Source organism: Streptomyces sp. SID10853 (assembly GCF_010548145.1).
Lineage (GTDB): Bacteria > Actinomycetota > Actinomycetes > Streptomycetales > Streptomycetaceae > Streptomyces.
Genome location: NZ_JAAGLN010000001.1, coordinates 38,881 through 62,698, shown reverse-complemented (window position 1 = coordinate 62,698; position 23,818 = coordinate 38,881). Strand labels below are relative to the sequence as shown.

The window sequence follows — 23,818 nt, the reverse complement described above, 5'->3', positions numbered from 1 at the left end:
CAGAGCCACCGCGCATACGGCGGTCATGGCGTAGAGGGCCAGGGGAATCGCGCTCGGTATGAACCCCACTACTCGGTCCTCCTAGCGGCCCGGGTGGCGAGGTAGCGCATCCGTCGGCCGCAGAGCCGGGACAGCGAAGCTTCAGGGCCAGCACAGCGCGGTGGAGCGGTGTGGAAGGCGCTGTGGAGATCTTCCGCCGCTCGCCAGAAGTGGGCGACGGCCGTACGGACGCGGCCACCGGCGGCGGAGTAGTCGCCGTGGTCGAGTGCCGTGGCCAGTGCCTTCGTGCGGCGAGCGAGTTGGAGGGCATCGGCGTGCAGCTGGTCGATGTCCTGGCGTACCGCGTGCTCGTCAGCCGGAAACGTGGTCTCGGTGGCGGCGATAGTCATGGAGGGTGCGCGCTCCGAATCAGTGTGGAAAGGGTCAGTGGCGGGGAGGTAGTGGTACCTGTTCATTCGGCGTCCGGGGAGGTGCTGGTGAGGTCGGTCATCGCGCCTGAGGAGAAGCACAGGTGCTGTTCGGCTTCGACCAAGAGGTGTTGGACGCCGGGGTAGATGACCTCTCCGACCTTCCACAGCGCGATACCGCGGCGCAGGCGCATGATGTGCTCCGCCGTCCAGGACGGCAGGCCCAGCCGGGACATCGTCGCCTCGGCCTCGGATTTCTTCTGCGAGTAGATGACGACGGTGTCCGCCATTTTCAGAGCGGCTTGGGTCTCCGGGCTGTCGTCAATGTCAGAGAGGTGGTGGACGATGAAGATGCAGGAAAGTCCGTAGCCCCTCGCGAATTTGAGGAACTTTTCCAAGAGCGAGGCCAGTTGAGGCGTTCCGAGGATGTGCCACGCTTCTTCGCAGACAAGGATGCGCTTGCGCTGGGTGTAGCGGCGGCAGCCTGATTCCGTGTTCGAGCCGAGTTCCCAGGCACCCGAGTTAGCGTCGACCACGACGCGCTCGTGCTGATTCGGCTCCGTTCCGCACTCGCACAGCGGACGCAGCCAGACCTCTTCGAGGAAGACCGAGATCACGGCGACGAGGATCGTCATGGCCACGCCGCCGCTGGGGACCTTCGTCAGGTCGAAGACGATCATGTTGGCGTCGAGGTCCACGCCAAGGCTGGTCGGGCCGTCGAGCATGCCGGTGAGGTCGCCGGTCGCGTCCTGTTCGCTCCCGCAGAGCCGGTCCAGCACATAGGACACTTCCAGGCCGTCACCCAGGAGTTCGTCCCAGCTCCGTTGCTTGGCCGTGGCGTCGGCTTCCTCCGGGGACCGGAGCGCGGCGGCGACGTCAGTCAGGACCGGCGTGCGCCCGAGGCTGCCTGTCCGCTGGTGGGCCCGGCGGATCGCGATACGCAGTGCGGAGCCGGCGAACTCGTCCAGCGGCTTTCCCAGGCCGAGTTCGACGATCGTGCGGACCAGCTCGATCTGCCGTTTGCCCGCGATGGCGGGGTCCATCGGGTTGATGCAGGAGGCGCCGGAGCCGCCGCCCGGAGCGAACTTCACCGGGGCCTTGCCGGTCAGCGAGCGGCCGAGCGCCGCCCACTCGCCTTCCTCACGCTCCTTCTGTTCCTTGGTGTCGAGTACGACCACCTGGCGGCCGAGGCGGATCTGGCGGGCGGTGTAGGTCTTGGCGAGCGTCGATTTCCCCCGGCCGGATTCGCCCATAATCATCATGTTCCCGCCGGGCAAGCCGTCACCGAACGCCGAGAAGGGGCAGTAGATGAATGCCTTGCCCGAGTACAGCTCCCGGCCGATGATCGCTCCCGAGGTCCCGAGGGTCGGCGGGGCGATCGGAAGGTACAGGGCTTGGCTGGTGGTCGTCTCCGTGTAGAGCGGGCGGCGCACCGTCTCGTGCATCGGGGACAGCGGGGCGAGGTCGAGCAGGGCAGTCACTTGATGCCTCCCGCGAGGGGGAGTGTGGTCGCGAAGGCGCGAGCGTGTTCGAGGTCGAGCCACTCGATCTGGAGGTGGGCGTTGCGGGCACGGGAGCGGGTCGTGCGCTTCGTGCGCTCTAGCTCTTCGGCGCTACGCGCGGAGATGGTGATGTACCCGACGGTGGCGGACCCGGCCGCGCCCGACGAGGCCAGGGACATGCCCCGCGAACCTGTGGCGTTCGCTGCGATCTGGTCGCGGGGGTCGATGTTCTTGCCTCGCTGGCGGTCGCGGTGCATCTCCGCCTGGTTGTTCGTGTCTTCCGCGAGCATGCGTTCCACGGCCTTGTCGTTCGGCTCCAGCTGCTGAGTGATCGAGATGGTGCGGATCACGTCGGGCATCCCAATCAGCAGGGGCGACAGGAAGTCCGGGCCGACTGGGGTAGTGGGCCATCCGACGACAGCCGCTGTGGCGTGGACCCAGGTGTCGGTGGACCCTGCGGCGCGGGTGGCGACGTGCGCGCCGTTACGGACGTCGACATTGCGGGGGAAGGCGTGTGCCTGCGGGAGGTCCGTGTCCCAAATGGCGTGGTCCGGGTCGTAGGAATTGCGGATGAACGCGGTCATCCGGCCTTCGTCCAGAGGCGCGATCACCGAGAGGTCGGCGTCCTCCGCGCGAGACCACAGTTCTTCCAAGTACGAGGCCAGCGCAGCAGCGACCCCCTCGTCACCGGATCCGCGGGCGGCTCCTTCGGCTGCCAGATCGCGGGTGAACCGCGCGTGGATGGTGATGTAATACCGATGTTCCTCCGCCGAGGTGGATACGGCATTGGCCAGCACGTCGTACGAGTCCTTCAGCCACTGCGGAGCGTCGGCCGTCGCCGCCGACTCGTCGCGCTGTGCGATGAACCGCTGGTGGGCGTAGGGGTCCGACTTCATCTGCCGGGCGAGGACCTGAATCCTCTTGACCGGGTGCTCCTCCACGTTGCCGAAGGCGTCGAGGAGTTCACCCCAGCGCTCCAAGGCGACGACCTGTTCCGCGACCTCCTTGCCACCCAGGCCAGGGGAGGCAACCTCCAGTGTGGCCGTCACACAGCCGGCCTCCGGTTGGAGAACAACGACTGCCTTCTGGCCACGGACCGTGACCGGCACCCACGTCATGCCCGCAACGCCTTCCGGCTCGGCCAGAGCAGCATCTGGAGGAGTGCCGTCGCGACCCACACCGGCCTCGAAGGCCGGCGACGTCCACACACCGCCCGTTCGGCGGATCGCCTTACGGTGATAACGGTTGATCCTCCACCAGCGGTAGAGCGTGCGCCGCTGAGAGGTGCCCGTCGGCCGATACGGGGCGTAGACGATGACGAGGGCAATCAGGATCGGGAGCACCAGTCCGATCGCGGCAACCGCGGTAGCGCCGCTGAAGAGGTAGCCGAGCAGGATGCCGGTGGCCGCTCCGCCGCCCAGTACCACCTGCTCGCCGAGGTCGCGGTGTCCTACCAGGCCCGTCGGGCGGTGCTTTCCGAACTGATACGTACGAGTCGACATGCGTCACTGATCCTTGCTGGGGGTCTGCTTGTCGGGAGCCTGGCCGCCCGACGGCCGCGGCGGCGGCGTGGGCGTGATCGAGGGCCCGGAGCCCGAAGTGGTTCCTGATGTGGAGGCAGGAGGGGCTGGTGCCGGAGGCGGCGTCGCCGGGGTGGGAGCCTGCGGCGAGAGCGGCTGTGCCGTACTCGGTGTCCCGTTGGTGGCCGGGGAACGTCCTGAAGCTGCGTGGCTGCCCGCTGAGGACCAGTCCGGAGGCGAGCTGGCGACCGGGTCGGAGGTCGCCCCTTCTGGGCGGGCAGCTGCCGGCGCACCGGAGGACCCTGCATCGTCGCCGCCTTGCTGGTCCTGGCTCTGCCCGGAGCCGCCCTGGGCGGAGTCAGCGCCCTGCATGCCGGGGGAGTTCATGGCCTTGTTCTTCGCCATGTCGACGCCGGCCTTCGTCACAGCCGCTGCCACACCGATCGGACCGGCCGCGGCTGTGCCGCCGCCCATCTTCGACGCTGTCGCCTTCGAGGTGCCGCCGACCAACGAGTCCTGTACACGGGAGTTGATCGCCCGGTTCGCGTGCTGGCCGGGGCCGTCAATAACCGAGGCAGGACCCGAGGACTGTGCGTTCTTGCGGTCGTGGTGGAGCCGGGCCATTTCGTCGCCGAAAGCTGGCACCCACCGGTAGAGGGTGCCGGACGCGAACACCGCCAGGAGCAGGATCAGCGCGCCCACCAGCGTCTTGGAGACCGAGTCGGACATCTTCCCCGACGAGTCGCTGAGAACCGCCCCGCCCAGGCCGAGCAGTGCGAAGAGTACTGGTTTGCTCAAGCCGATCGCGAAGATCGCTCCGGCCCACTTCTTGCTCTTGCCCCACAAGTCCCTATCCACGAGGCCCCCGTTCACGAGGGGGCCGAGCGCAACGGCCACGTAGATGGCGGCACTGCGGATCAGAAGCTCGATCCACATCAGCAGAGCACCGAACAGCATGATCAGGTTGACGACCAGCAGCTGCCCCACGCCCTGCGTGGGGTCCCCCGCCATGATCTTGAGGAGGTTCTCCAGGAAGGGCTTGAAGTTCCGGATCGCATACGGCTCGAATATGGCCGTGACTTCGTCAATTGCCCTCATGAGAAGAGCAATTGCTCCGGGGGTCAAGGCGTTGACGACGAACTGGAGGACCAGGAACCCGACAGCCTCGGAGACGGCAGTCGTCAGCGCGACGCCGCGGACCGCGCGCTTAGCCACAGCGATGAGCCACAAGGCCACCGTGAGCAGGCTGGAGGCCGCGAAGATGATCGCGTATTGCTTGAGGAAGCCAGTGCTCGTCAGGTCGATCTTGCTCGTGTTCTGGATGAGGTCCAGCATCTTGCGGAGAAACCAGATGTTGGCCTCGGTGAGCTTCTGGAGCAGGAAGCCCAAGGGGTCGTTGACGAAGTCGATCGCCGCTTTCGCCTTACAGACCATCGGGATGTAGCAGAACGGGTTGGCCACCGCGGACGGCACGAGGATGAAGCCGATGATCACGTTGACCCACGCCACGGCCTGGATACGCCGCCCCCAGCGGCCTGGCGTACCCCGCTCGACAACCAGGAGCCCCGGGGCATCTTCACGCAAACGAAGGCGCATTGCTGACACCTCCCACTTCCGCGAAGCTGCCAGCCGAGGCTGCCTCCTCCGCGTTCGGCGGCGAGGGCACGAGCGGTTCGGAAGGCGCTACTGCGGTGGTCTTCCAGGTGCCGTCGGCCCAGGTGAGGTCAACGGTCATACGGAGGAAGGCGATCTGTGGGCGCTGCGTCTCGTCCTTACCGGCAATTCCGCCTACGGACGCGGTCCACAGCTCCACGCTGGCGGCTTGGTCCGAATAGGACACAGACCGCACCCCAAGTGCTGTCGTCCGCGTGATCAGCTCGCTGCCGTCTGCGGTCTTGCCATCGGCTCCGACCCCGCGGTTCTCCGTGACCAGATGCGCCGTCGAATCCGCATCGGACGAGGCGGTGTCGAGGATCCCCGGGGCGGCGGTAGCGGCCAGCATCCGGTGCCGCCAGTTGCTATCCGTGAAGAATCGCGGGTCGCCGTAAAGCATCGTGGCGCTGGTCGCGGCGGCGAAGGCGCCGCTCTTGCTCCGTGCGTAGGCGGCAGGGAACCCGTCCTTCCCTGCCGTGCCACTGAGGACCGGATCTGCTGCAGCCGCAGGTGTGTAGTCGGAGAAGTCGCCGGTGACGTTCGAAGCCTGTCGCTCGTCGATCGGCGCGACCAGCCCACTCGTGATCGAGCTGTCTTTCAGTTTCCAGTCATTGGACTGCCAGGTGAGCGTGACTGTTACCGACTGAAAGGTGTCTCTCGGTGTCTTGTGTCCGGCTGTGCTGCCCCGGACTGTCGTTGTCCACAGCCGGACCATGGCGTCATGTGCGTCGAAGCCCAGTACGTGGGCAGAGAGCACACCGGTACGGGAGATGGCCTGCTTCGGAAGGACTTTGGTGTTGTCGCCGCGGAGCGTGCCGACTTCCTGACCAGCAGTGTGGTCGGCCTTCTCGATGGCCGTGCCCGTGGTGCCGTCAGCAGCCATCACCGACACGGCGCGGTGGCGCGCCCCCTTGTCAGTGAGGAACTTGGCACTGCCACTGACGGTGGTGTAGTTCGAGGCTGCCGCCTTCGCGCCGGCCTGGGTGTGCGGGTAGCCCACAGGCACGCCGTGCAGGACGCGTACGCGCATCTTGCTCGGTACCGATGCCGCGTGCGAGGGCGAAGTAGTGGTGGGGGAGGGAGCAGACGTACTACCGGTGGAGAGACTGACGATCACCCCGGCAGCGGTGACGACAGCCACCGCGCCGGCCGCGACGCCCCAGAGCCTCGCCGACGATCTGCTCGACCTGGCGTCTCTTGCAGAGCAACGTTTTCCAGTACGCACAGGTCACACGCCCATGCCGTAGGTGATGGTGGTGATCGTCCCGAGGGATGCCACGAGGAAGATGACCACCAGTCCGCCGACCATCAGGCCCTTGCCGTGTGAGCTTTCCATCGTGGATCGCCCCTCCCCGAACCACCCTTTGGATTTGCCGATCCCCGCGATGAAGGCGCCGAGTCCGATGGCGAGCACGACGGCTGCCAGAACCCCGAGGAGTACTTTCGCCGTCCCTCCCAGCTTCCCGAAGGGGCCCCAGTCCGGCTTGACGCCGGTCACGACGTCAGCCCCTGAGGCGAGAGTGGTGTGGAGGGATGGATCGGCCGCGGCAGAGAGGAGGTCGTACATCGAAAGTCCTTTAGTGCTTAATGCGTAGAATGGGTTTTTTGTCAGGATTAGCCGACGTGTCGCATCGCGATGATCTGCGGTGTCCAGAAGCTGAGTGGCTTGATCCGCACTTGGGCGCCTGTGTGCGGAGCCTCGATGACTTGGTCGTCACCGATGTACATCCCGACGTGTTCAGGGCCGGCGCTACCGGGGATGGCGAACAGGAGATCGCCCGGCCTCAGTTGGGAGACGCTTTTGACCGCCGTTCCCGCATGGACCTGGTCGTAGGTGACCCGGGGCAAATTCACGCCTGCGGCGGCCCAGGCCATCTTGGTGAGGGACGAGCAATCGCACCCGCCCTGGCCTTTGTAGGGCGAGACGCAGTCGCCGCCCCACCGGTACCAGGTGCCCAGAGCTGTCTTCGCGGCGGAGATCGCGCGAGCGGGGCCCTTGCCAGCGGGGGCGTCGGGATTGACCGCATCGGCCCACGTCGACGCCAACTGGCGGATGTTCCGCACGTAGTTCCGGGTTTCGGGGTAGGGCGGAATGCCGCCGAACTTGATCACCACACCGCCGCCCGCGTTGTACGCCGCGAGCATGTTGTCGGTGGAATCCCCGGGAACGGCCTTGACCTCCTCGGCCAATGTGCAGTCGTACTTGGCCTGAGCGGCGATGGCATCCGCCGGGTTGCGGATGTCCTTGATCCCGTCACCGTCGCCGTCCACACCCCGCTCCGCCCAGGTCGCCGGCATGAACTGCGCGATGCCGAGGGCGCCCGCAGGGGACTTCGCCTTGGGGTTGAAGTTCGACTCCGTGTAGAGCTGTGCGGCGAGAAGTGAAGCTGTGACCTGCGGGCACTCCCCTGCGTGCTTGTTGATGAGCCCGCGGACCCACCCGGGGACAGGTGCATCTGTGGTGATGCCGCCGCCAGGACCGGCCTCTTGGGCAGAGGCGCTGTCAGCACCGCCGAACGTCACCAGCAGGCCGACACCTGCAATGACCACGGCCGCGAACAACCCCAAGCCGAGCTGTGTACCTCTGTTCACGTCGACCTCACGCCCAGGGGAGGGCAGTGACACGCCAGCCTTGGGCGGTGTGCTCCATACGCAAGACAAGCTGCTCGTCGCTGTGGCGCTGCTGACCGGACGTCGGTGTTGTCGTGAGGACGTAGCCGACCCGGACCAGCGCGGAGGACCTGCTTACGGGTGGAGCGCCGTCGGGGAGTACGGCAGATGTGATCTTCGCCGTCTGCCGGGCCCCCTCGGCGCGAAGGGTCGCCCACGGCGCATCCTGGCTCGGCCGCTTCTGGGCGAGGATGCCCACCAGCTCACCCGACGCCAGCTTGGCCGCTCGGGCGCCGGCATCCGCGTACGACCTGTCTGCGCCGTCGCGGGCATCGTGTTGTGCGTATGCGGTCGTGAAGCGGCGCGCAATACGGTCAACGTTCTTTGGGGGCAGGGTGTTTGGCCCAGCGGAAGAAACGTCGGCGCTCGGCACAGCCGTCTCGGTGATACCGGATGAGACGGAGTGGGGCCGCCGTGTGGACGCCGCGTCTGACGGACTGCTGGCGGAGCTTGAACAACCGGCCGTCAGCGCTGCAAGCGAGCCAGCAATGCATATTGCTGAAGATATGGGTGGAAAGCGGCTGGAGCGAGGCATGCAGGAACCACAACCTTGGCACAGGAGAGCTTGTGAGAGAGCGGGTGTTGCGGTCCCGCGGGGCGGGGACCGCAACACCCCTTCGCAGGAGTGGGGGATTCTCCTGCGGGCTGTTACCGGCGACTACCGGATAATTCGAGGAAGGGAGTCCTAGTCGCTTGGCCCGTTCGCCGGATTAATGCTTGAGTGGGAGTCACTCGGCGAACTTCCACAGCGACGTATGGCGGTTGTCTTTCCGTACTCCTCTCCAGTTCATGGCATTGCGCGCTTGAACTGGATGCTCGCGACGGATGCGTTGCTTCATATCAAGGTCGATCAACCCCCTCCAGGACAGGGCGGAATCCAAGCCAACGGAATCCGCGCGACCAAGGGATGCCTTGTGGCGTTGGCCGTGCCTAAACCTTCGCAGGGGTTCGCGGACAACTCGAATCAACAGAGAAATCGGAACCTAATTCCTGGAATTAGGTTCCGACTTTGGCCTCTATCGCAGTTTCGGTCAGCCCGTGGCTTCCAGGAAGGCTGCCACTGCGGGGACGGTGCGGTGCCGGTCGAGACCGTCTCGGAGGTCGCCCAGGGTGCTGTTGCCCCTCGCTGAACTGACACCGCCCATCAGGGCCACTGCCTCCTCGGCCGTGTGCACGGCACCGTCGAGGTCGCCCAACTCCCGGTAGGCTGCCGCCTTCCGCGCGAGGTAGATGGCCGTTCCCCGCGGTTCCTTTGTCGAGTCGTACGGGTCGTTGTGGGTGGCGGCCTCGGTGAAATACCGCAAGGCCCGGGCCGGGTCGCCGAGGCTGAGTGCAGATGATCCTGCGGCCTGGAGGATTTCACCCGTGTTGATCCAGTACATCTGCGGCAGGTCCTCGCCCGCCGGGACGCCGCTGCCGTAAGCGTCGAGCGCGGTGTCGATCGCTCGGTAGGCCGCAGCTGGTTCTCCGGCGATGGAGTGGGCACGGGCTGTTCTGATGTACAGCATGGTCAGCACGCGTGGAGAGGGAATCTCGGCTCGTTGGGCCAGTGCAACGTCGAGGAGGTCCAGGGCCCCGCGGGGATCCGGCGAGGCCGGGGAGCCGTATCGGGCGTTGGCCCAGAATGCGGCCGCGATGACGCCGGCGGTCTTGGTCCCGGAGCTGGCTGCCGCCCGCATGGAGGTGGCGAAGTACTTCTCCGATGCGGCCAGGTCGCCGCTGTCGTACGAGCACCAGCCGGCCAGTCGCGCGGCCTCGGAGGCACTGGCGAACAGCCGTCGGCCGGTCTCCTCGCTGTATGACCTCTCGCGCAGGAGACGGGTGATGAGTTGCAGCTCCGCACGGGCCGCGTCGTAGACGTGGTCGGCGCCCAGCTCGTCGTCCAGGTGACGCAGGTCGTGGAGGCGGGAGTCGAGCCGGTCGGGGACGCCCATGTCGATGCGGCGTCCGGTGGTTGCGGCGGGGGCGGGGTGGGCGGCGGCCCACTGGGCGAGTACCGCGGCGACCGTGCTGGTCGTAGCGGCCAGGAAACCGCGGCGATCGACCACAGGTCCTCCGACATCGTCGAGTGCATAGATGGTGCCCTGTGCGGTCCAGGGCGACTCCCAGACGACGCTGTCGTCTCGCAGGGCGAGAAGGAGCCAGTGCGGCCAGCCCAGAGCGATGACCATGCGTGCGGGGATGCCCAGTACCGCGGCGATGGCCAGCTGGGTGTGTTCGTCCGGGACCGGCGGCTTCACCGGGCGGGTCCAGCGGCTGACCTGCTCCTTGCGTGCGGCGAGCGACCCGAAGCCCAGCGCGCGGTGCTTGGCTGCGACCCGCCGCAGGAAGTCCGGCGACGTCCAGCCGTACAGCATCAGCACCTGCCCGAGGGGGTGGCGTTCTTGAAGAAGGGTGCTGCTGCCCATGTCGTGTCCTCCCGCCGGGGCCCACCTCAGTCTGTCCTCACCGCGCCCGGCCCGGAGCGAGAACAGCGCGGAAGGCAACCGAGGCAACCTGAGGCAACCGGAGGCAACGCCTGGCCTCTTCCGGGCTCCCCCTCGTACGCACTGTGATGTGGGTGCAGGCGGTGGCCGCGCAGAGCGGCACACCTTGTCGAGTCACGAGAGAGATTGGTGAACTCCCATGGAGCAGAAGGCCAAGTCCCAGATCGCCGCACAGCGCGTCGATGCGGCTGACCCCGCCGCCCTGATCGACCCGTCGACCGTGGTCCACATCGAGGACGTCGAGAACGAGGGCGACGTCTGACGGTCCTGACCTCCCCAGGACCCTGACCGGAAGTGCCCGCACCTGACCTGGGTGCGGGCACTCTCCGCTCCGACACTCACGGCAGGCAGGTGTGCAGTGATCCACGTCTTCGTCGGACCGACCCTGAACCGCGACGACCCGCAGCTCCAGCACCCGAAGATCCGGGTGCTGCCGCCGGTGCGCCACGGCGCCCTCTTCGACACCGCGATCGGTGAGCGGGACACGCTGCTCATCATCGACGGTGTCTATCACCAGGCTCCGGCGCTGCGGCACAAGGAGATCCTGCACGCCCTGGACCGGGGCGTGCGCGTCATCGGCGCCGCGAGCATTGGAGCCCTGCGTGCGGCCGAACTCAGCGTCTTCGGGATGCTCGGAGTCGGCAGCATCTACAGCGCGTACGCGAACGGCGACCTCGATGGTGACGGCGAAGTGGCCGTTGCTCAAGCGCCCACCGGCGACTTGCGGGCGTTGTCCTGGCCGATGGTGAACCTGCGGCACATCATCGAACTCGCCCAGAACGAGAGCGTGGTGGAAACCGGCCAGGGAGACTCACTGCTCTATGCGCTCAGCGCGGTCCACTACTCGCAACGCTCGGCGGTCGCCGTCCGGGCCGTATGCCGCGAGCACGACGCCAGCGCGCTCTGGGAATGGCTGAAGGCCAAGCGCGAACGGGATCCTCACTTCGGAGACCTCAAGCGGCGTGATGCCCAGGACGCTCTCCGCATCGCCCTCGGCCGTCCTGCGGAACCGGCCAGAACCGCCAGCGGGGCACGCAGCACCTCCGGTTACCTTCTCAAGTGGGCGAACTCCTTCGTCGGTGAACCGGAACAGCCAGCGGTACGCCTGGCCTACCAGCAGCTCTTCGACCCCGACTTCCCCGCCGTGTGGCTCGCCTACCTCCAGCATCGATCGGGGCCGGCCCCGCTGGACGAGCGGATCACCGCGCTCACGGCCGGACGGTGCGAGGTGCCCGCGTACGCCCTGTTCCATCCCGTGCCGGACCTGCGCGATGCGGCCACCGTCCGACAGCTGCTCGGACGCGAGAGCGCAGCTGATCGGGCCGCAGTCCTGCGCTACACGGCCGAGAACAAGATCATGGCCCAGGCCCAGCCGGGCTTCACCCCGGCGGCGGTCAGCGACGAGTACACCCGTCACACCCTGCGCACCATCTGGGGCTGTCCGGCCGCCGGCCTGGATGATGCCGCCTGGTCGCGTGGGCTGAATGGTGCGGAGGCAGCGGTCGAGCAGATGAAGACGTTCATGGTCGGGTTCCTCACCGAGCCGTCCGCCAACGCCGAGGAGCTGGGAGCCCATGCCCACTGACCACGTGATCCTCGACGGGACCGTCCGCACCCGCAGCCCGGAGACCACCTGGGCCGCTCTTGTCCCGCTGCTGCCGCACTTCGGTATCACACGGGTCGCCCGGCTGACCGATCTGGACTACCTGGGCCTGCCGGTCTTCACCGCGATCCGGCCGGCCGCACGCACGCTCTCGGCCTCGCAGGGCAAGGGCGCCACCGACCTCCTCGCCCGCCTGTCCGCGGTCATGGAGGGCATCGAGCTGTGGCACACCGAGCAGCCGATGTACGCCGTCCAGTACGGGCCCGCAGCGCAGATCGAGACCCCGTACCCGCTCTCCGCGCTCCCGCTCAAAACCCCCCAGCACGCGGAAGCGTTCGCCTCGGTGGCCTTGGAGTGGTGTGTGGGGCGGACTCTCGGCGGTCGTGAGGTGCCCGTGCCGCTGGATCTGGTCCGCCGGAGCGCACGACCTGCGTGGCAGCCGGACATCCTGCGCGCGTCCAGTAACGGGCTGGCCTGTGGCAACACCCGCGACGAAGCGATGCTCCACGGCATGTACGAGATCGTAGAGCGCGATGCTCTGGCAACCGACGAGGACATGGTGGGGCAGCGGCGTACCCGCATCGATCCGGGAACCGTCGATGACCCGTACTGCCGCACGCTCGTGGACATGCTGCTCTCGGCCGGCATGTATCTGGATCTGGCGATCGTCGCCAACGCCTACCGGCTACCCACGTGCGTGGCGTACATCTGGTCCGAGGACTACCCCGTGACCTTCGCCGGGGCCGGATGCCACACCGATCCTCACATCGCTCTCTCGCGCGCTCTGACGGAGGCGGCGCAGTCCCGGCTGACTCGTATCGCGGGCACCCGGGACGACCTCCCCTCACACGAGCAGGTCTTCGACACCACCCCAGCCCGGCCCACAAACACTCCCGGTGCGCGGCCCTGGAGTACCGAGGTCGCTCCGTATGCCCCGTGGCAGGGCACATTCGCCGACCAGACTCAGGCCGTCGCGGCACGCATCGAGCACGTCACCGGCTACCAGCCGATCTGCGTAGACCTCTCGAAACCCGACATGCCGTACGCGGCAGTGAAGATGATCTGCCCCGGCACCCGCTCCCGCGTCCGGAGGTCCATCCTGCGATGAACACCCCCACCGACACAGACCATCTGTCACCCACCGAGCAACAGCTTCAGAGCGGCTTCGACGCCTTCCACACCGCACGCTCCCGCACCAGCCTCGTCACCCAGCTGTACGGACAGGCCATGGGCGACGACCACCCCGTGGAAGTCGGGGCATCCAGCTCCTGCGACTGGCCGCTGCTCGCCATCCTGTCCGCCCGGCTGCGCATGACGCCCGGCCACGCGCTGGCCGACCTCGGCTGCGGCAGCGGCGGAGTCGGACTGTGGGTCGCTCGCGCACTCGCGGTCCACCTCGTCGGCGTGGACATCTCCCCGGCAGCAGTGAAGCTGGCCACCGCACGCCGAACTCGCTTCATTCCCCGCGGCCAGGCGGACTTCCGTGTCGGCACGCTGGCGAACACCGGCCTGGCGGATCAGAGCGTTGACGGGATCATCTGCGTGGACGCCGCCGGGTGTGCGCCCGATCGCGCTGCCACGCTGCGCGAGATGCAGCGCATCCTGCGCCCCGGAGCACGCGCTGTCCTCACCCAGGCCCTGCGCCACGGCGCCCGCGCTCCGTGGACCGAGCAGGCCGAGCAGGCGGGCCTCCTGGTCGAGGCCGTCGATGAACGCCCTACCGAGCCCCTCATGTGGGGCCGCCTGTACCGTCTTTGGATCACCCGTGAAACCGACCTGCGGCGCGAGCTGGGCGATCAGGCTGCGGACCGGATGCTGGCCGAGGCCCGCAGGAAGCTCCCCACACTGGCCGGCCGTCGGGCCGTCGCCCTCACCTTGAGACGCCCAACGGACTGTCCCGGACGGTGTCTGGATGCTCGGTAGGCTGCCGGGGCGCCTCGTCGCTCCGGACGGGGGCTTGGGAGATGCGGGACGATGATGGCCGAACACCACCACCCCACGAACCACCACCGTGGGTCTGAGCCTGTGCACCGGGTGGCTGTGCTCTCTGCCGGCTCGTGGGGCACAGCCTTCGCCACGGTCCTTGCCGATGCAGGCAACGAGGTCGTTCTGCATGCTCGCAGGGCTGAAGTCGCCGACGCGATCAACGTGTGCCACGAGAATCCGGACTACTTGCCCGGCGTCCGGCTGGCTGATTCGGTGACGGCGACCACTGCTGCGGAAGACGCGATGGCGGGTGCCGACTACGCGGTCATCTCGATTCCCGCGCAGTCGCTCCGCGCCAATCTCACCCAATGGGCCCCGCTGATCGGACCCCAGACCGTGGTCGTCAGCCTGATGAAGGGAATCGAAGTCGGCAGCGGCCAGCGCATGAGCGAGGTGATGACCGAAGTCACCGGCGTCCCCTCCGAGCGGATCGTGGTGGTGTCCGGCCCGAACCTGGCCAAGGAAGTAGCCGCCCGCCAGCCCGCTGCCTCCGTCATCGCTAGCCGCGATGAAAACACCGCTGCTGCCTTCCAGGCCGCGTGCATGACGCCGTCCTTCCGCCCCTACACCAACACCGACATCGTGGGGTGCGAACTCGGCGGCGCGGTCAAGAACGTCATCGCCCTGTCCATCGGTCTCGCCTCCGGCATGGAACTGGGCGACAACGCCAGCGCGCTGCTGATGACCCGTGGCCTCGCCGAGACAATCCGCCTCGGTCAGGCGCTGGGCGCCGATCCACAGACTCTGGCCGGCCTCGCTGGTCTGGGCGACCTCGCGGCCACCTGCTCCTCACCGCAGTCCCGCAACCGCACCTTCGGCGAACACCTCGGCCGGGGCCTGACCCTCGAACAGGCCACCGCCGCCACCCGCCAGACCGCCGAAGGCGTCAAATCGTCCGAATCCATCCTGGAGCTTGCCCGCCGGCACGGAGTGGACATGCCCATTACCGAGGTCGTGGTCGAGGTTGTCCGAGGCCGGATCAGCGTCGCTGAGGCCGCTACTCAGCTGATGTCTCGCACACCGAAATCCGAACGCGCCCCGGCGTGAGGCGCCTTTGCCCCGCTGAGGGCTCTGCGGCCGAGGGCAGGTCAGAAGTGAACGGCACCAGCTGACATCTCCCTTAAGGCCCCGCCCGAGTTGGCGGTATTCCCCCCTCGCTATTCCCCGGCGAGCCCTCGCAGCCCCTTCCAGGACGGCTGCCGGAGGATCCCGTCGCGGGTCAGCTCGGCATATTCCACTTCGCCCTGCAGCAGCGGCAGCACCCAATGCGCCGCCGGAGTCCGGGGCACCTGCCCTGTGAAGGGGGGCGTTTCAGCGGCGGCGGCGTTGAGGAGAGGACGCAGCACGCGCCGTTGGACGCCAGACAGGCCGGAGCCGACAGCGCCGACGTAGCGGAGCCCGTTGGCGTCGGGGATGCCGACGAGCAGGGACCGGGGCTCACCGCGGGCGTCGGCAGACCAGCCGCCGATCACGACGTCGGCCGAGGGGCGGAACTTGATCTTTATCCAGTCCGGGGATCGGCGGTCGGGTTGGTAGCGGGACGTCAGGCGCTTGAGGATGGCTCCCTCCATCTGCCGGTCACGGGTCCACTGGATTCCGGCAGACGCGTCTTCGATCCACGCGGGCGGTACCGTGATCGGTGCGTCGTCGGGGAGCCGTAGCTGTTCCAGCAGCTGGCGCCTCTCCATGTACGGGCGGCCAGCCACCGGGATGCCGCGGTGCTCCAAGACGTCGAAGGCCATGAGGACCACCGGGGTCTGCACGCGTGCGGCCCGGATGCTGCCCTGCCGGGCGAGCATCATCCGCTGTTGGAGAAGGCCGAAGGACGGCAGGCCGCGGTCGTCCAGTGCTACGACTTCGCCATCCAGGATCAGGGGCGCGTCAGATACAAGGTCGGCCGCCGCCCCCAGCTCCGGATACCGGGCCGTGGCGTCTCTTCCGGAGCGGCTGTACGCGGTCACCCCGCCGTGCGCGTCGAGGTATGTGAGCGCACGCATTCCGTCCCACTTCACCTCCGCCGCCCAGCCGCTGAGATCGACGGGAACCGGGCTGGCACTCGCGAGCATCGGAGCGATCCTGCCCGGGTGCGGGTCACTGGGGCGCTGGCCAGGCATCCGGACCGCCACCATGCCATCTGATCAGTGGGCTCGTCGCAACGAGATCTTCGTCTACGTCCTCCAGGCCCGCCCGGCGCAAGAACTCGGAGACGTCCTTCCGATTGTGGGCAACCCCGAGGTCCTCGGCGCCGACACGTACACGGCGGCCGCCACACGGGTCCGGCGGATACACGGTGACCTGCGGTGCCATGCCTCCAGCGTGCTCTGACTCTGTCATTCCAGCACCCCGAGGACGGTGTCCGGCCGGCACTTATCGCAAGGCGTCGCGCCATCGGTTGTCAGCGCCTGAAGGGCCTGCGCACGGTTGATGGCCTTGGTGCGCAGGTGGTCGACCTTAATCCCCCAGCAGATGTCCGCGCGGTCTCCGAGCGTCGTGTGAACGGTGACCGCGCCTTGAGCCCGGTCGCGAGCGGCGACCCATTCTGGCGGGGGCTGTGCCGCACGCTCGCGGCGCAGCTCTTCCTCCGCCTGTCGCTGCCGCGCCTCGGCTAGCCATTGGTCCGTCCGAGCCAGATCCTGCATCTGAACTCGGCGATGGAACTCAAGCAGCTCGACCTCCGAGGCCGCCGAAAATTCGCTCATGTATTCGATATTAACTCGGCGCACTATGTGCATGAAGGCCCTGTTTGCCCTGTTTGGGTGAGCGTGAGCCGCAAGCCCTCGGCAGTCTGCTGGGGGCCCGCCTTACGTCCACGCGATCGACCGGTTCCGGACCCTTCCGATCCTTCTAGAGAGCGATCCGGTGCAGGTAGTCGATTGCCACCCCGAGCCACGGGGCAGCTGGTCCGGCGAGAAGCAACGGGGCGCACACGCTGTACGTGAGCACGACTTCGAGGCTGCCTGTGGTCACCCCAGTAAGCAGCGTGTGGTCGAACGGCAACCAGGTCTTCGGCGACCCTGCTGGCATGAGCCTCAGCCCAGTTGAGGTCAAAACGACACGAGCAGGAGTCTGGTCGCGCCAGCGCTCCGCAGCGGCAGCCGCTGCCTCTTCGCGCCGTCGTGCGTCGAGACGGCGATTAGGCACCCAGCGCCGCCCGAACGTCGGGTGGTTCTCGTAATACCCGGCGCGGGACGGAGGCAAGACAGTCTCGCTTCCGTAAAACCGGGCAGTTGAGCACAGCACATCGGCGTAGGCGCTCTCCTCATCGGCCAGGGGGAGGTCCGTCACCGGGACCGGCGCAAGGTCTCCGCCGCCCTGGAGGTGGAGCACGAGCGCGGAAGCTGCCTGCTCTGCACCGTGCTGGGCGGCAATTGCCGTCCGGGTCTGTCGCCCTTGCCACATGGTCATTCCTTCCTGACGAGCGTCTGCCTCTGGGCCGCTTCGCCGGAGTGCAGGAAGCAGCCCAGAGGTACTTAAAAGATGAGATCACCAGAGGCAGCTGGAGGGGCCGGCGGGAGCCTTTTGGGCCGCCGCCTCCTCTTCCTCTTTGAGTCGGACGAGCAGGACCCCCAGACGGTCGTTGCCGATGGGCTGGCGGGCGCGAACGGCATTCTTCACCGCCTCACGGCTGATCCGTCCGGCTCGTTCGGAGGCTGCGCGCGCGATCGGCAGCAGCTCGTCCAGCCACTCTTCATCGGCCTCCCGGTCCTGCGGGGAGTCAACGTCGTCCAGGACGGACGATTTCTTCCCGTCCGTGGGGTCGGGGACCGTCCCCGGATCCCTCCATCCGGCGGCCGTGTGGGTCCCTGTTCCTTCGCGGCAGTCCGAGGGGTCGGGGACCGGTCCGTCCGGCGGTTCCGATTGTGCGGACGGACCGGCCATCGGTCCGTCCGGCGCAGCCGATTGAGTCCGACTGGCCTTGAAGGTTCCGGGTTTCCGCAGGTCAACAAAGCCGCCGATAGGGTCATTCTCAGCGGACGGACCGGCCGCGATCACTTGCTCTCCGGCCTCTGTCGCGGAGCTGTGCGAACTGCACATCGGCGCGACAGGTACGTTTCCGCTATGCCCTGGAATGGGTCGGCGGACCGGTCCGGGACGGATGTCCTCACGGTCCCGGACCGAAAGCTCGGCACTCCGCGCCATCAGGATGTACAGGTGCACGGAGCCCGCCAGAGCCAGCGGTGCGAGCGTTGACAGGGCCCCGACGACTCCGTCGGTCAGGTGCAGCGCGGACCGTCCGGCCTGCGGATCGTCGTTCAGCGTGATGGCGTGCAGGGCGTTCGCCCCGAGGCTCGCGGTTGTGGCTGAGAGGAAGAGAAACCAGGCGTACAGCCGAGCGCCGAAGGGCCTGTGACGAAGGAGCACGATCGCTCGCACGCCGTACGCAATGAACCCGTCAACGAACACCGGAAAGAGGTAGGAGAGTGACTCCCGCGCGTGGATCGCGGTGGCGATCTGACGCAGTGCGTCATAGGAGAATGCAAAGCCGGCCGCACCGAGCAGGATGATCGCTGTGCGGTCCCAGGCAGTCATTCCGCGAAGCCCGAATGCACTCTGCGCTTCCGTCGACGCCGGGCCTATGTCGGCACGAGACATCAGAGAATTCCTCCGGCGTGCGGGTCGATGGACTGCCATGCCGGTGTTCGGGCAAGCATCTGGCCGAGCTGGTCCATAGACGTCACCTCGTGCACGTGCTGACTGGGGCAGGTCACGCACGACACCCGCAGCAGGAGGCGTTCAGTCCCGCCTTGATCTGTGTAGTACAGCTCCAAGTGCTGGCCCCCGCGGGTACCGAGCGATGCGTACGCCTGGAGATGTTCCTCGAAGGAGAGCAGCCCCAAGATCTCCCAATCGAGCGTGGCCGCGTCGGCGCCCAGGAGGTGGCGCGCGTACTTTGATGCTGCGGTGATGGACCTCGGCCCCCAGGTTCGGAAGGCGGTCTCCCGAGCGGCAGCGCGCCGCTCCTCAGCCACCATGAGGTGCTTGGCCGCAGCGACCATGATCGGGTGACTCATCGGGGGCCTTTCGGGAAGTATTGGGTGCAGGTCGGGGTGTCGTCGCCCGACTCGTTGGCGAGGTGAAGAAGAGCGTCCGCGTGGCACGGCACGTCGAGAGGGCATGTGCACATCAGGTCGAAGCCGCGTAGCGCGCGGGCGAACTGGTCGGAGTAGCAGCTGCCCACCGGGCCCCGGAGCGTGGCGACGAAAAGGTCTACTGCCTCGGCCGCGTCCATCGGTGTGCCGAGCGGGGTCGGACCGCGGTCTCCTACCCTGAACAGATTCGTGTACCGGCTGCGGGGCCCCACATATACACAGGCTGTGGACAAGGCCGCGGCGTCCTGGGGCGCTCCTCGAAGACGGACGGGCATCAGGCCGCCCTCCCGCTGCGCCGCCGGTCAGCACCGACCATCGGTACGAGGCCGGTCACCATCTCGGCAAGCCGACTGGCCACCCGAGCGCCTACGAAGCCGCTCAGATCCGGCCCGTTCTCATTGCGGGCGGGAAGATTGGACGTGATGATCATCGGCAGGCAGTGGTTGTACCTGTAATTGATCAGCCGATACGTCACCTCCTCGGTCCACTCCGACGCCTTCGCCGTACCGAGATCATCGAGCAGCAGGTACTGCACCTCACTGAGCCGTCGCAACTCACGCTCCCCAGCACCCATGACCTGGGAAGGTCGCAGGCTTCCGTACATGTCCGCCGAGTTCACGGCGATCAACTCGAATCGGTCTGGACCGCCGGCCGCGATCCTCCGCAGCGCTCCGTATCCCTGATGGGTCTTTCCCGTCCCCGTATGGCCGGTGAGGAGTAGAGCCCCAGCGGACGCGTTATCCGACAGGGCATGGTCGGCCCAAGCCGCCACCTCAGGAATCGTTGCCTCGGCGTCACGGAACCTCGGCGGGGTGGCCGTCTTCCAGCGGTTTAGGGCGTACTCGGCCCGTGCGCGGCGGTGCCACTCCTGGTCACCGGGATTATCGCCCGTCGACTCGGCATCTAGGTTTTCGGGCATGACCTGAATCCTTTTCGCAGCGAGTATCCGTTCCAGGGCGCCCATCGATCCGGCGCCGCCCGCGCGTTCCGGCTGTGCCATGATCAAAATCCGTTCTGGTAAGCACTGGGCTCGGCCCTGACTTGAAATGGAACCCAACCCCCGGAATGAGGCCGCAGAGGAACGACGTTGCCTGCTGCTGCCGGGGTGTGCGATGGGAGGTCTGCCCAGATGCGGAGCAGGTAACGGGCCGACTGGGGCGGTCGGTCGGCATTCCACCGACGCGCGACCATCTCGACCAGTCGTTCATGTCCCCAGCGAGCCGCAAGAACTGTTACCCGATCCCACTCCGATTCCGTAAGCCGCCAGCCGACGAGCATCCCAGCATCGGTTATCGCTGTTACCAGCTCTCTAGCACCATTCGGAACCTTGACTGAATCCTGGCTGGCCGGATTGCTCTGTGGGCTCGACCCAAGCAAGCTAGCTTGCTTATTGATGGTGGTAATACTCCCGAAGGGAGTATTACCACCACGCGTATGCGAGGAAGAAACTTCCGACTCGTTATGTAGAAAGTTCCCGCTTGTGACTGCCGAAGGAGTCTTCCGAGAAGAGACTTCCTGGAAACTTATTCCCTCTTCCGGGACTTCCTCAGGTGAAGTAGGAAGTTCTGCCCGCGAATCAGCGGAAGTTTTGGTGGTCCCCTTGAAGAGGAGTATCGAGTAGCTGTTGGGGTTGGAAGCACCCCCACCGCGCTCATGGGTGAGTTCACCGAGCATCGCCAGCTCACTCAAGCACTTCGTTATCGAGCGGGCAGTAAGCCGCGTCAGGCGGGAAATCTCTTCCAGAGTCAGCGTGGCTTTCCCCATCTCATCGGCCTCACGGGCGAGTGCGAGCATGACGAGACGTGAGCCCCTACACGACTTGGAATCTGACCAGACCAGTTCGGTGGCTATGTCACTCATCATTCTGTCCCGTCGGATATCGCTATACGTCGCGCGAGGGCAATACCAAAGGAGCGATCGTCCTCCGGCACGTACCCGTTCTGATAGGGCTCTGGCGTCAGGTACAGCGCTCCTGAAGGCAGATAGAAATCATGCGCACGGCGCCAGTCAGCGGCGGCACCGAACTCCTGCCGGATCAGGCACGCCACTCTTTCCTCGACCTGGTGATCAATGAGCATTTGATAGAAGTCCGATTCGAAGAGGAGGGTAACGCCTTGACGCTTTGGGTAGACGCGGACCAAAATTGCCGTCGGGGCCATTTCCCGAATCGCGTCACTGATATTCATGCGTCGTGAAGCGGCGGGGTCGTTTGAAATCATTGGGGAAACTCCTGAAACGCAAGTACTGGCTTGCGGAAGAATCGTTTCCTCTTTGAGGTGCGTCAGGCAGCGTCAGCACTGTGAGTAGACGGTTGGGGAGCCGACGTCGGCCGATACTTCTGCCGGTGTCGCCTAGCGAGCTTCAAGACGTATTCGTGTGTAACACCGAGTCCCCGCGCTACGGCGCCAGGATCCAGCGATGGGTCTGCCGCGAATCGAGCGATCACCGCGTCTCGCTCGTCCTTGCCGAGCGCCCCTGTAGCGCCACGCAAGGCCGCTTGGACGACTTCTTCACTCACACGCTTTTGCCAGGCGGTACGCAACGCGGACCGCTCCGAGGCGAGGAGGCCAGCCCGTATCCCCCACTTGTCGTCGTCCCTGAGCGATTCGACCAGGCACCGGGCCGCCACAGCCAAAGGACATGATGCACAGAGATTCCTTGGCCGGTTTAGGGAGGCGCCCAGCTTTTGTTTCACGATCTCGGGATCTTCGTGCGGACCATCGCAAAGTGGTACGAAGATGTTTATGTCTTGGTTGGTGCACCTGGCCTCTTCTGCCCAGTGCTTCCCTGGGGCTTTCCTCGACTCCGCGAGGAGAGGAGCCCAATCCCCTTGATAGGCAGCCTCGGTAAGGCTGGTTATACCAGTGCTCATTTCGTCTCACGATGTTCACGGCGCTGAGCGCGGTTGCGCGCCTGAGCGCAAGAGGAGAGTCAGAAACGCTTGCGTGCGTGTTTGGATGGCTGGAGTGGCATGACTGCCGACTCGTGCTCCTTGTCGTTCGCCACACCAGGATTCACGAAGTGCATGTCGGAAATCGCGCGAAGATCTTCCTCCGCGAATTGCACGAACTTTCCGAATTTCCGGTGAGGGAGCTTAGAGATTCGCTCGCGCAGCCATTTTTCCGGAATGTTGAGGCGCTCGGCCGCTTCGTCGTATCCGACGTGTAGACGTGTACTGCGCGGTTCTGACGGGCGGGTGCTCAGGAGCGCATCGATGTCGCTGACCCGCGCGAGCGCGCTCATCACGGCGGCGAGACCTTGCAGTTCTGTGAGGCCGGGGGCGGTCGGGCTCGCTGGCGTCACGGCGGACATCACGCTTCCAGCCCATGTGCCGTATGCAACTCCGCGGTTCGCAGGTCGAAGGCATGAACGTCTGTGGCTGCCCACCCGGCGTGAGGGAATGAACGGATGATCCACCGCGCGATGGTCAGGGCCTTGGCCCGAGGGACGCGAAGCTTACGGCCACGCTCATTGAGGGCCGTGAGACCCAGGTGGGGCCAAAGGGTCCGCGGGCCTTGTAGGCGAACCTGGACTACAGCGGCCCCGGGCAGCATGGACGTGAGCTGCGCGGCCAGCCGCTCAGCCGGCCCCGAAGCGATGTCTTGCTTCGGGTTGCAGTCCGCAATGGGGGACATGCGACACTCCTCTATGTGGTACGCCGCTCCGGTAGTGCCGTGCAGGACACGGGGCGGCTTGTGAGTGATCTTTGTGCCCCCTGTCGGGGTCCGCTGATCACGAGCTGTCTGGCGTCCGGGAGGTGCGAACTCTCGGACGCCGATGGCATTTTGAGGGGGCAAGTGATGCGCACGCTCAGTGCGCGGCTTCTCCTGTCCACCAGCGGCTGAGCCTGGGAGGGCTCGGCGCGTGAGCGAAGGCTGAGGGGGTGCGAACTCCCTCTTTTTTCGCTAAACTGAAGCTATCTTGGCTCGTACGAAAAGTCAACAGTCCGATGTTTCTTCGGTTCGCACAAAAAACGAGGTCTGATGCCAGCCCGACGCTTCGATAGAGCCCGTATGCGCTCTGTGCGGCGAGCTGCCGACATCCCGCAGGCCGACGTGGCTTCAGGCGTCGCCGCCGCGGATTCGACAGTGGCAGGTTGGGAACTCGGCTCCTCGGTGCCGGACCAGGAAAAGCTGCCCGCCCTCGCGCGGGTCCTCAAGCAGGACCTGGACAAGCTCTTCCCTCGACGGGGCCTGCCCGATCTCACCGATCTACGCTGCGACGCCGGCCTCTACCGATACGAGGTCGCGAAGGTCATCGGAACCAAGAGCGACGGCCCAGTAGCCGGTGCGGAACAAGGGATACGCCGGCTCAAGGAGAAGTACATCCGCTCCCTGGCCGGCGCCTACAGCGTCACCGAAGACGAGCTGAAGCAGGCGCAGGAGCGCTCTTTCGCGAAGGCCCAGGGCGAAGGAACCATGGCGGAGGCTGCCGACAACGCGGCCACCGGAGAACCGCCTCAAACGCTCTCCCAGAAGATCACTCTGATCCTGGAGCGGTCGTACCCCGAGGGGACCGCACCAGGGGATGGGGAGATCGCGGACGCAGTGAATGCCTACGCGGGGGCACAGGTCGCCACTGCGGAGGACATTGAGCGCATTCGGACCGGCATGGAGGAAGATCCCGCCCCGGTTGTCCTGCAAGGTCTTGCTGAGACCTTCGGCGTCTCCGCTCTGTACTTCGAGCCGAACGATGCCGTGGCGCGCCAGGTCTATGAGGGGCTTCGCCTCATGTCGGCTGCGCGGACGGGGCAGGTGCGCCGGGTCAGAGGTCGGGGCAGTGGCCCAGAAGGGCTGTCGCCCGATGTCTTGGCGCTGTTGAACGACCTGGCTATTGAACTCGAAGAAGCTGATCCCGACACCGGGGAATAGTGTGCCTGCTGCGAAGTGGCCCGGGATCAG

General features: G+C 66.4%; 24 protein-coding genes. 7 read left to right on the top strand and 17 right to left on the bottom strand.

The annotated features are described in order from the left end of the window. Positions 1-68: 68 nt before the first annotated feature. The 8 genes from G3I19_RS00300 to G3I19_RS00265 form a co-directional block, all read right to left on the bottom strand. Complete coding sequence (locus G3I19_RS00300; RefSeq protein ID WP_239073849.1) at positions 69-389, bottom strand: DUF6238 family protein; 321 nt, start codon at positions 387-389, stop codon at positions 69-71. 62 nt (positions 390-451) lie between these two features. Then, positions 452-1,888 carry an ATP/GTP-binding protein gene (locus G3I19_RS00295; RefSeq protein ID WP_164258119.1) on the bottom strand — a complete coding sequence of 479 codons (1,437 nt, stop codon included), beginning with the start codon at positions 1,886-1,888 and terminating at the stop codon, positions 452-454. After that, positions 1,885-3,411, bottom strand: coding sequence for an SCO6880 family protein (locus G3I19_RS00290; RefSeq protein WP_164258117.1), 1,527 nt, complete (start codon positions 3,409-3,411; stop codon positions 1,885-1,887). Before G3I19_RS00290 ends, G3I19_RS00295 begins: the two co-directional genes overlap by 4 nt. A gap of 3 nt (positions 3,412-3,414) precedes the next feature. After that, complete coding sequence (locus G3I19_RS00285; RefSeq protein WP_239073848.1) at positions 3,415-5,025, bottom strand: hypothetical protein; 1,611 nt, start codon at positions 5,023-5,025, stop codon at positions 3,415-3,417. Beyond that, on the bottom strand, positions 5,006-6,112 hold the full coding sequence (locus tag G3I19_RS00280; protein WP_164258115.1) for a hypothetical protein: 1,107 nt from the start codon (positions 6,110-6,112) through the stop codon (positions 5,006-5,008). The genes G3I19_RS00285 and G3I19_RS00280 overlap by 20 nt, the downstream gene beginning before the upstream one ends. A 198-nt stretch (positions 6,113-6,310) precedes the next feature. After that, positions 6,311-6,649, bottom strand: a complete 339-nt coding sequence (locus tag G3I19_RS00275; protein ID WP_164258113.1) for a hypothetical protein — start codon at positions 6,647-6,649, stop codon at positions 6,311-6,313. Between the two features lie 47 nt (positions 6,650-6,696). Beyond that, on the bottom strand, positions 6,697-7,650 hold the full coding sequence (locus G3I19_RS00270; RefSeq protein ID WP_239073847.1) for a bifunctional lytic transglycosylase/C40 family peptidase: 954 nt from the start codon (positions 7,648-7,650) through the stop codon (positions 6,697-6,699). A 1,133-nt stretch (positions 7,651-8,783) separates the two neighbouring features. Further along, the gene (locus G3I19_RS00265) at positions 8,784-10,160 is read right to left on the bottom strand and encodes a transcriptional regulator (protein WP_239073846.1); all 1,377 of its coding nucleotides are present in this window, start codon (positions 10,158-10,160) and stop codon (positions 8,784-8,786) included. 217 nt (positions 10,161-10,377) lie between these two features. On the opposite strand from G3I19_RS00265, the gene G3I19_RS37935 reads away from it, so the two are divergent. The 5 genes from G3I19_RS37935 (at position 10,378) to G3I19_RS00245 (ending at position 14,874) form a co-directional block, all read left to right on the top strand. Continuing rightward, on the top strand, positions 10,378-10,500 hold the full coding sequence (locus G3I19_RS37935; protein WP_275402672.1) for a hypothetical protein: 123 nt from the start codon (positions 10,378-10,380) through the stop codon (positions 10,498-10,500). A 96-nt stretch (positions 10,501-10,596) separates the two neighbouring features. Next, positions 10,597-11,823 carry a TfuA-like protein gene (locus G3I19_RS00260; protein ID WP_164258109.1) on the top strand — a complete coding sequence of 409 codons (1,227 nt, stop codon included), beginning with the start codon at positions 10,597-10,599 and terminating at the stop codon, positions 11,821-11,823. Further along, positions 11,813-12,949 carry a YcaO-like family protein gene (locus tag G3I19_RS00255; protein WP_164258107.1) on the top strand — a complete coding sequence of 379 codons (1,137 nt, stop codon included), beginning with the start codon at positions 11,813-11,815 and terminating at the stop codon, positions 12,947-12,949. The genes G3I19_RS00260 and G3I19_RS00255 overlap by 11 nt, the downstream gene beginning before the upstream one ends. After that, on the top strand, positions 12,946-13,764 hold the full coding sequence (locus G3I19_RS00250; protein WP_239073845.1) for a class I SAM-dependent methyltransferase: 819 nt from the start codon (positions 12,946-12,948) through the stop codon (positions 13,762-13,764). Before G3I19_RS00255 ends, G3I19_RS00250 begins: the two co-directional genes overlap by 4 nt. A 54-nt stretch (positions 13,765-13,818) precedes the next feature. Beyond that, the gene (locus G3I19_RS00245) at positions 13,819-14,874 is read left to right on the top strand and encodes an NAD(P)H-dependent glycerol-3-phosphate dehydrogenase (protein WP_164258340.1); all 1,056 of its coding nucleotides are present in this window, start codon (positions 13,819-13,821) and stop codon (positions 14,872-14,874) included. Between the two features lie 110 nt (positions 14,875-14,984). Here G3I19_RS00245 and ligD read toward each other — a convergent pair whose 3' ends face one another. Continuing rightward, complete coding sequence (gene ligD, locus G3I19_RS00240; protein WP_164258105.1) at positions 14,985-15,893, bottom strand: non-homologous end-joining DNA ligase; 909 nt, start codon at positions 15,891-15,893, stop codon at positions 14,985-14,987. Positions 15,894-15,954: 61 nt separating this feature from the next. Here ligD and G3I19_RS38180 point away from each other — a divergent pair, with 61 nt between their 5' ends. Then, positions 15,955-16,152 (top strand): hypothetical protein, encoded by a 198-nt coding sequence (locus G3I19_RS38180; RefSeq protein WP_164258103.1) that lies wholly within the window; start codon positions 15,955-15,957, stop codon positions 16,150-16,152. 5 nt (positions 16,153-16,157) lie between these two features. Here the strand turns inward: G3I19_RS38180 and G3I19_RS00230 are convergent, their stop codons facing one another. The 8 genes from G3I19_RS00230 to G3I19_RS00190 form a co-directional block, all read right to left on the bottom strand. Further along, positions 16,158-16,526, bottom strand: coding sequence for a DUF6233 domain-containing protein (locus G3I19_RS00230; protein ID WP_164258101.1), 369 nt, complete (start codon positions 16,524-16,526; stop codon positions 16,158-16,160). Positions 16,527-16,671: 145 nt separating this feature from the next. Next, positions 16,672-16,851: a hypothetical protein gene (locus tag G3I19_RS37150; RefSeq protein WP_239073843.1), complete on the bottom strand. Its 180-nt coding sequence runs from the start codon at positions 16,849-16,851 to the stop codon at positions 16,672-16,674. Between the two features lie 459 nt (positions 16,852-17,310). Next, positions 17,311-18,420: a DUF2637 domain-containing protein gene (locus G3I19_RS00220; protein ID WP_164258099.1), complete on the bottom strand. Its 1,110-nt coding sequence runs from the start codon at positions 18,418-18,420 to the stop codon at positions 17,311-17,313. Beyond that, the gene (locus G3I19_RS00215; RefSeq protein ID WP_164258097.1) at positions 18,420-18,839 is read right to left on the bottom strand and encodes a DUF6195 family protein; all 420 of its coding nucleotides are present in this window, start codon (positions 18,837-18,839) and stop codon (positions 18,420-18,422) included. Before G3I19_RS00215 ends, G3I19_RS00220 begins: the two co-directional genes overlap by 1 nt. Further along, complete coding sequence (locus G3I19_RS00210; protein WP_164258095.1) at positions 18,836-19,192, bottom strand: DUF4326 domain-containing protein; 357 nt, start codon at positions 19,190-19,192, stop codon at positions 18,836-18,838. Before G3I19_RS00210 ends, G3I19_RS00215 begins: the two co-directional genes overlap by 4 nt. Next, positions 19,192-19,917, bottom strand: coding sequence for an ATP-binding protein (locus tag G3I19_RS00205; RefSeq protein ID WP_343234934.1), 726 nt, complete (start codon positions 19,915-19,917; stop codon positions 19,192-19,194). Before G3I19_RS00205 ends, G3I19_RS00210 begins: the two co-directional genes overlap by 1 nt. A gap of 859 nt (positions 19,918-20,776) precedes the next feature. Then, entirely contained in the window at positions 20,777-21,136 is a 360-nt protein-coding gene (locus tag G3I19_RS00200; RefSeq protein WP_164258093.1) for a hypothetical protein, read from the bottom strand. Between the two features lie 712 nt (positions 21,137-21,848). Then, positions 21,849-22,229: a helix-turn-helix domain-containing protein gene (locus tag G3I19_RS00190; protein WP_164258089.1), complete on the bottom strand. Its 381-nt coding sequence runs from the start codon at positions 22,227-22,229 to the stop codon at positions 21,849-21,851. Positions 22,230-22,930: 701 nt separating this feature from the next. On the opposite strand from G3I19_RS00190, the gene G3I19_RS00185 reads away from it, so the two are divergent. Further along, on the top strand, positions 22,931-23,788 hold the full coding sequence (locus G3I19_RS00185; RefSeq protein ID WP_239073842.1) for a helix-turn-helix transcriptional regulator: 858 nt from the start codon (positions 22,931-22,933) through the stop codon (positions 23,786-23,788). Positions 23,789-23,818 lie beyond the last annotated feature (30 nt).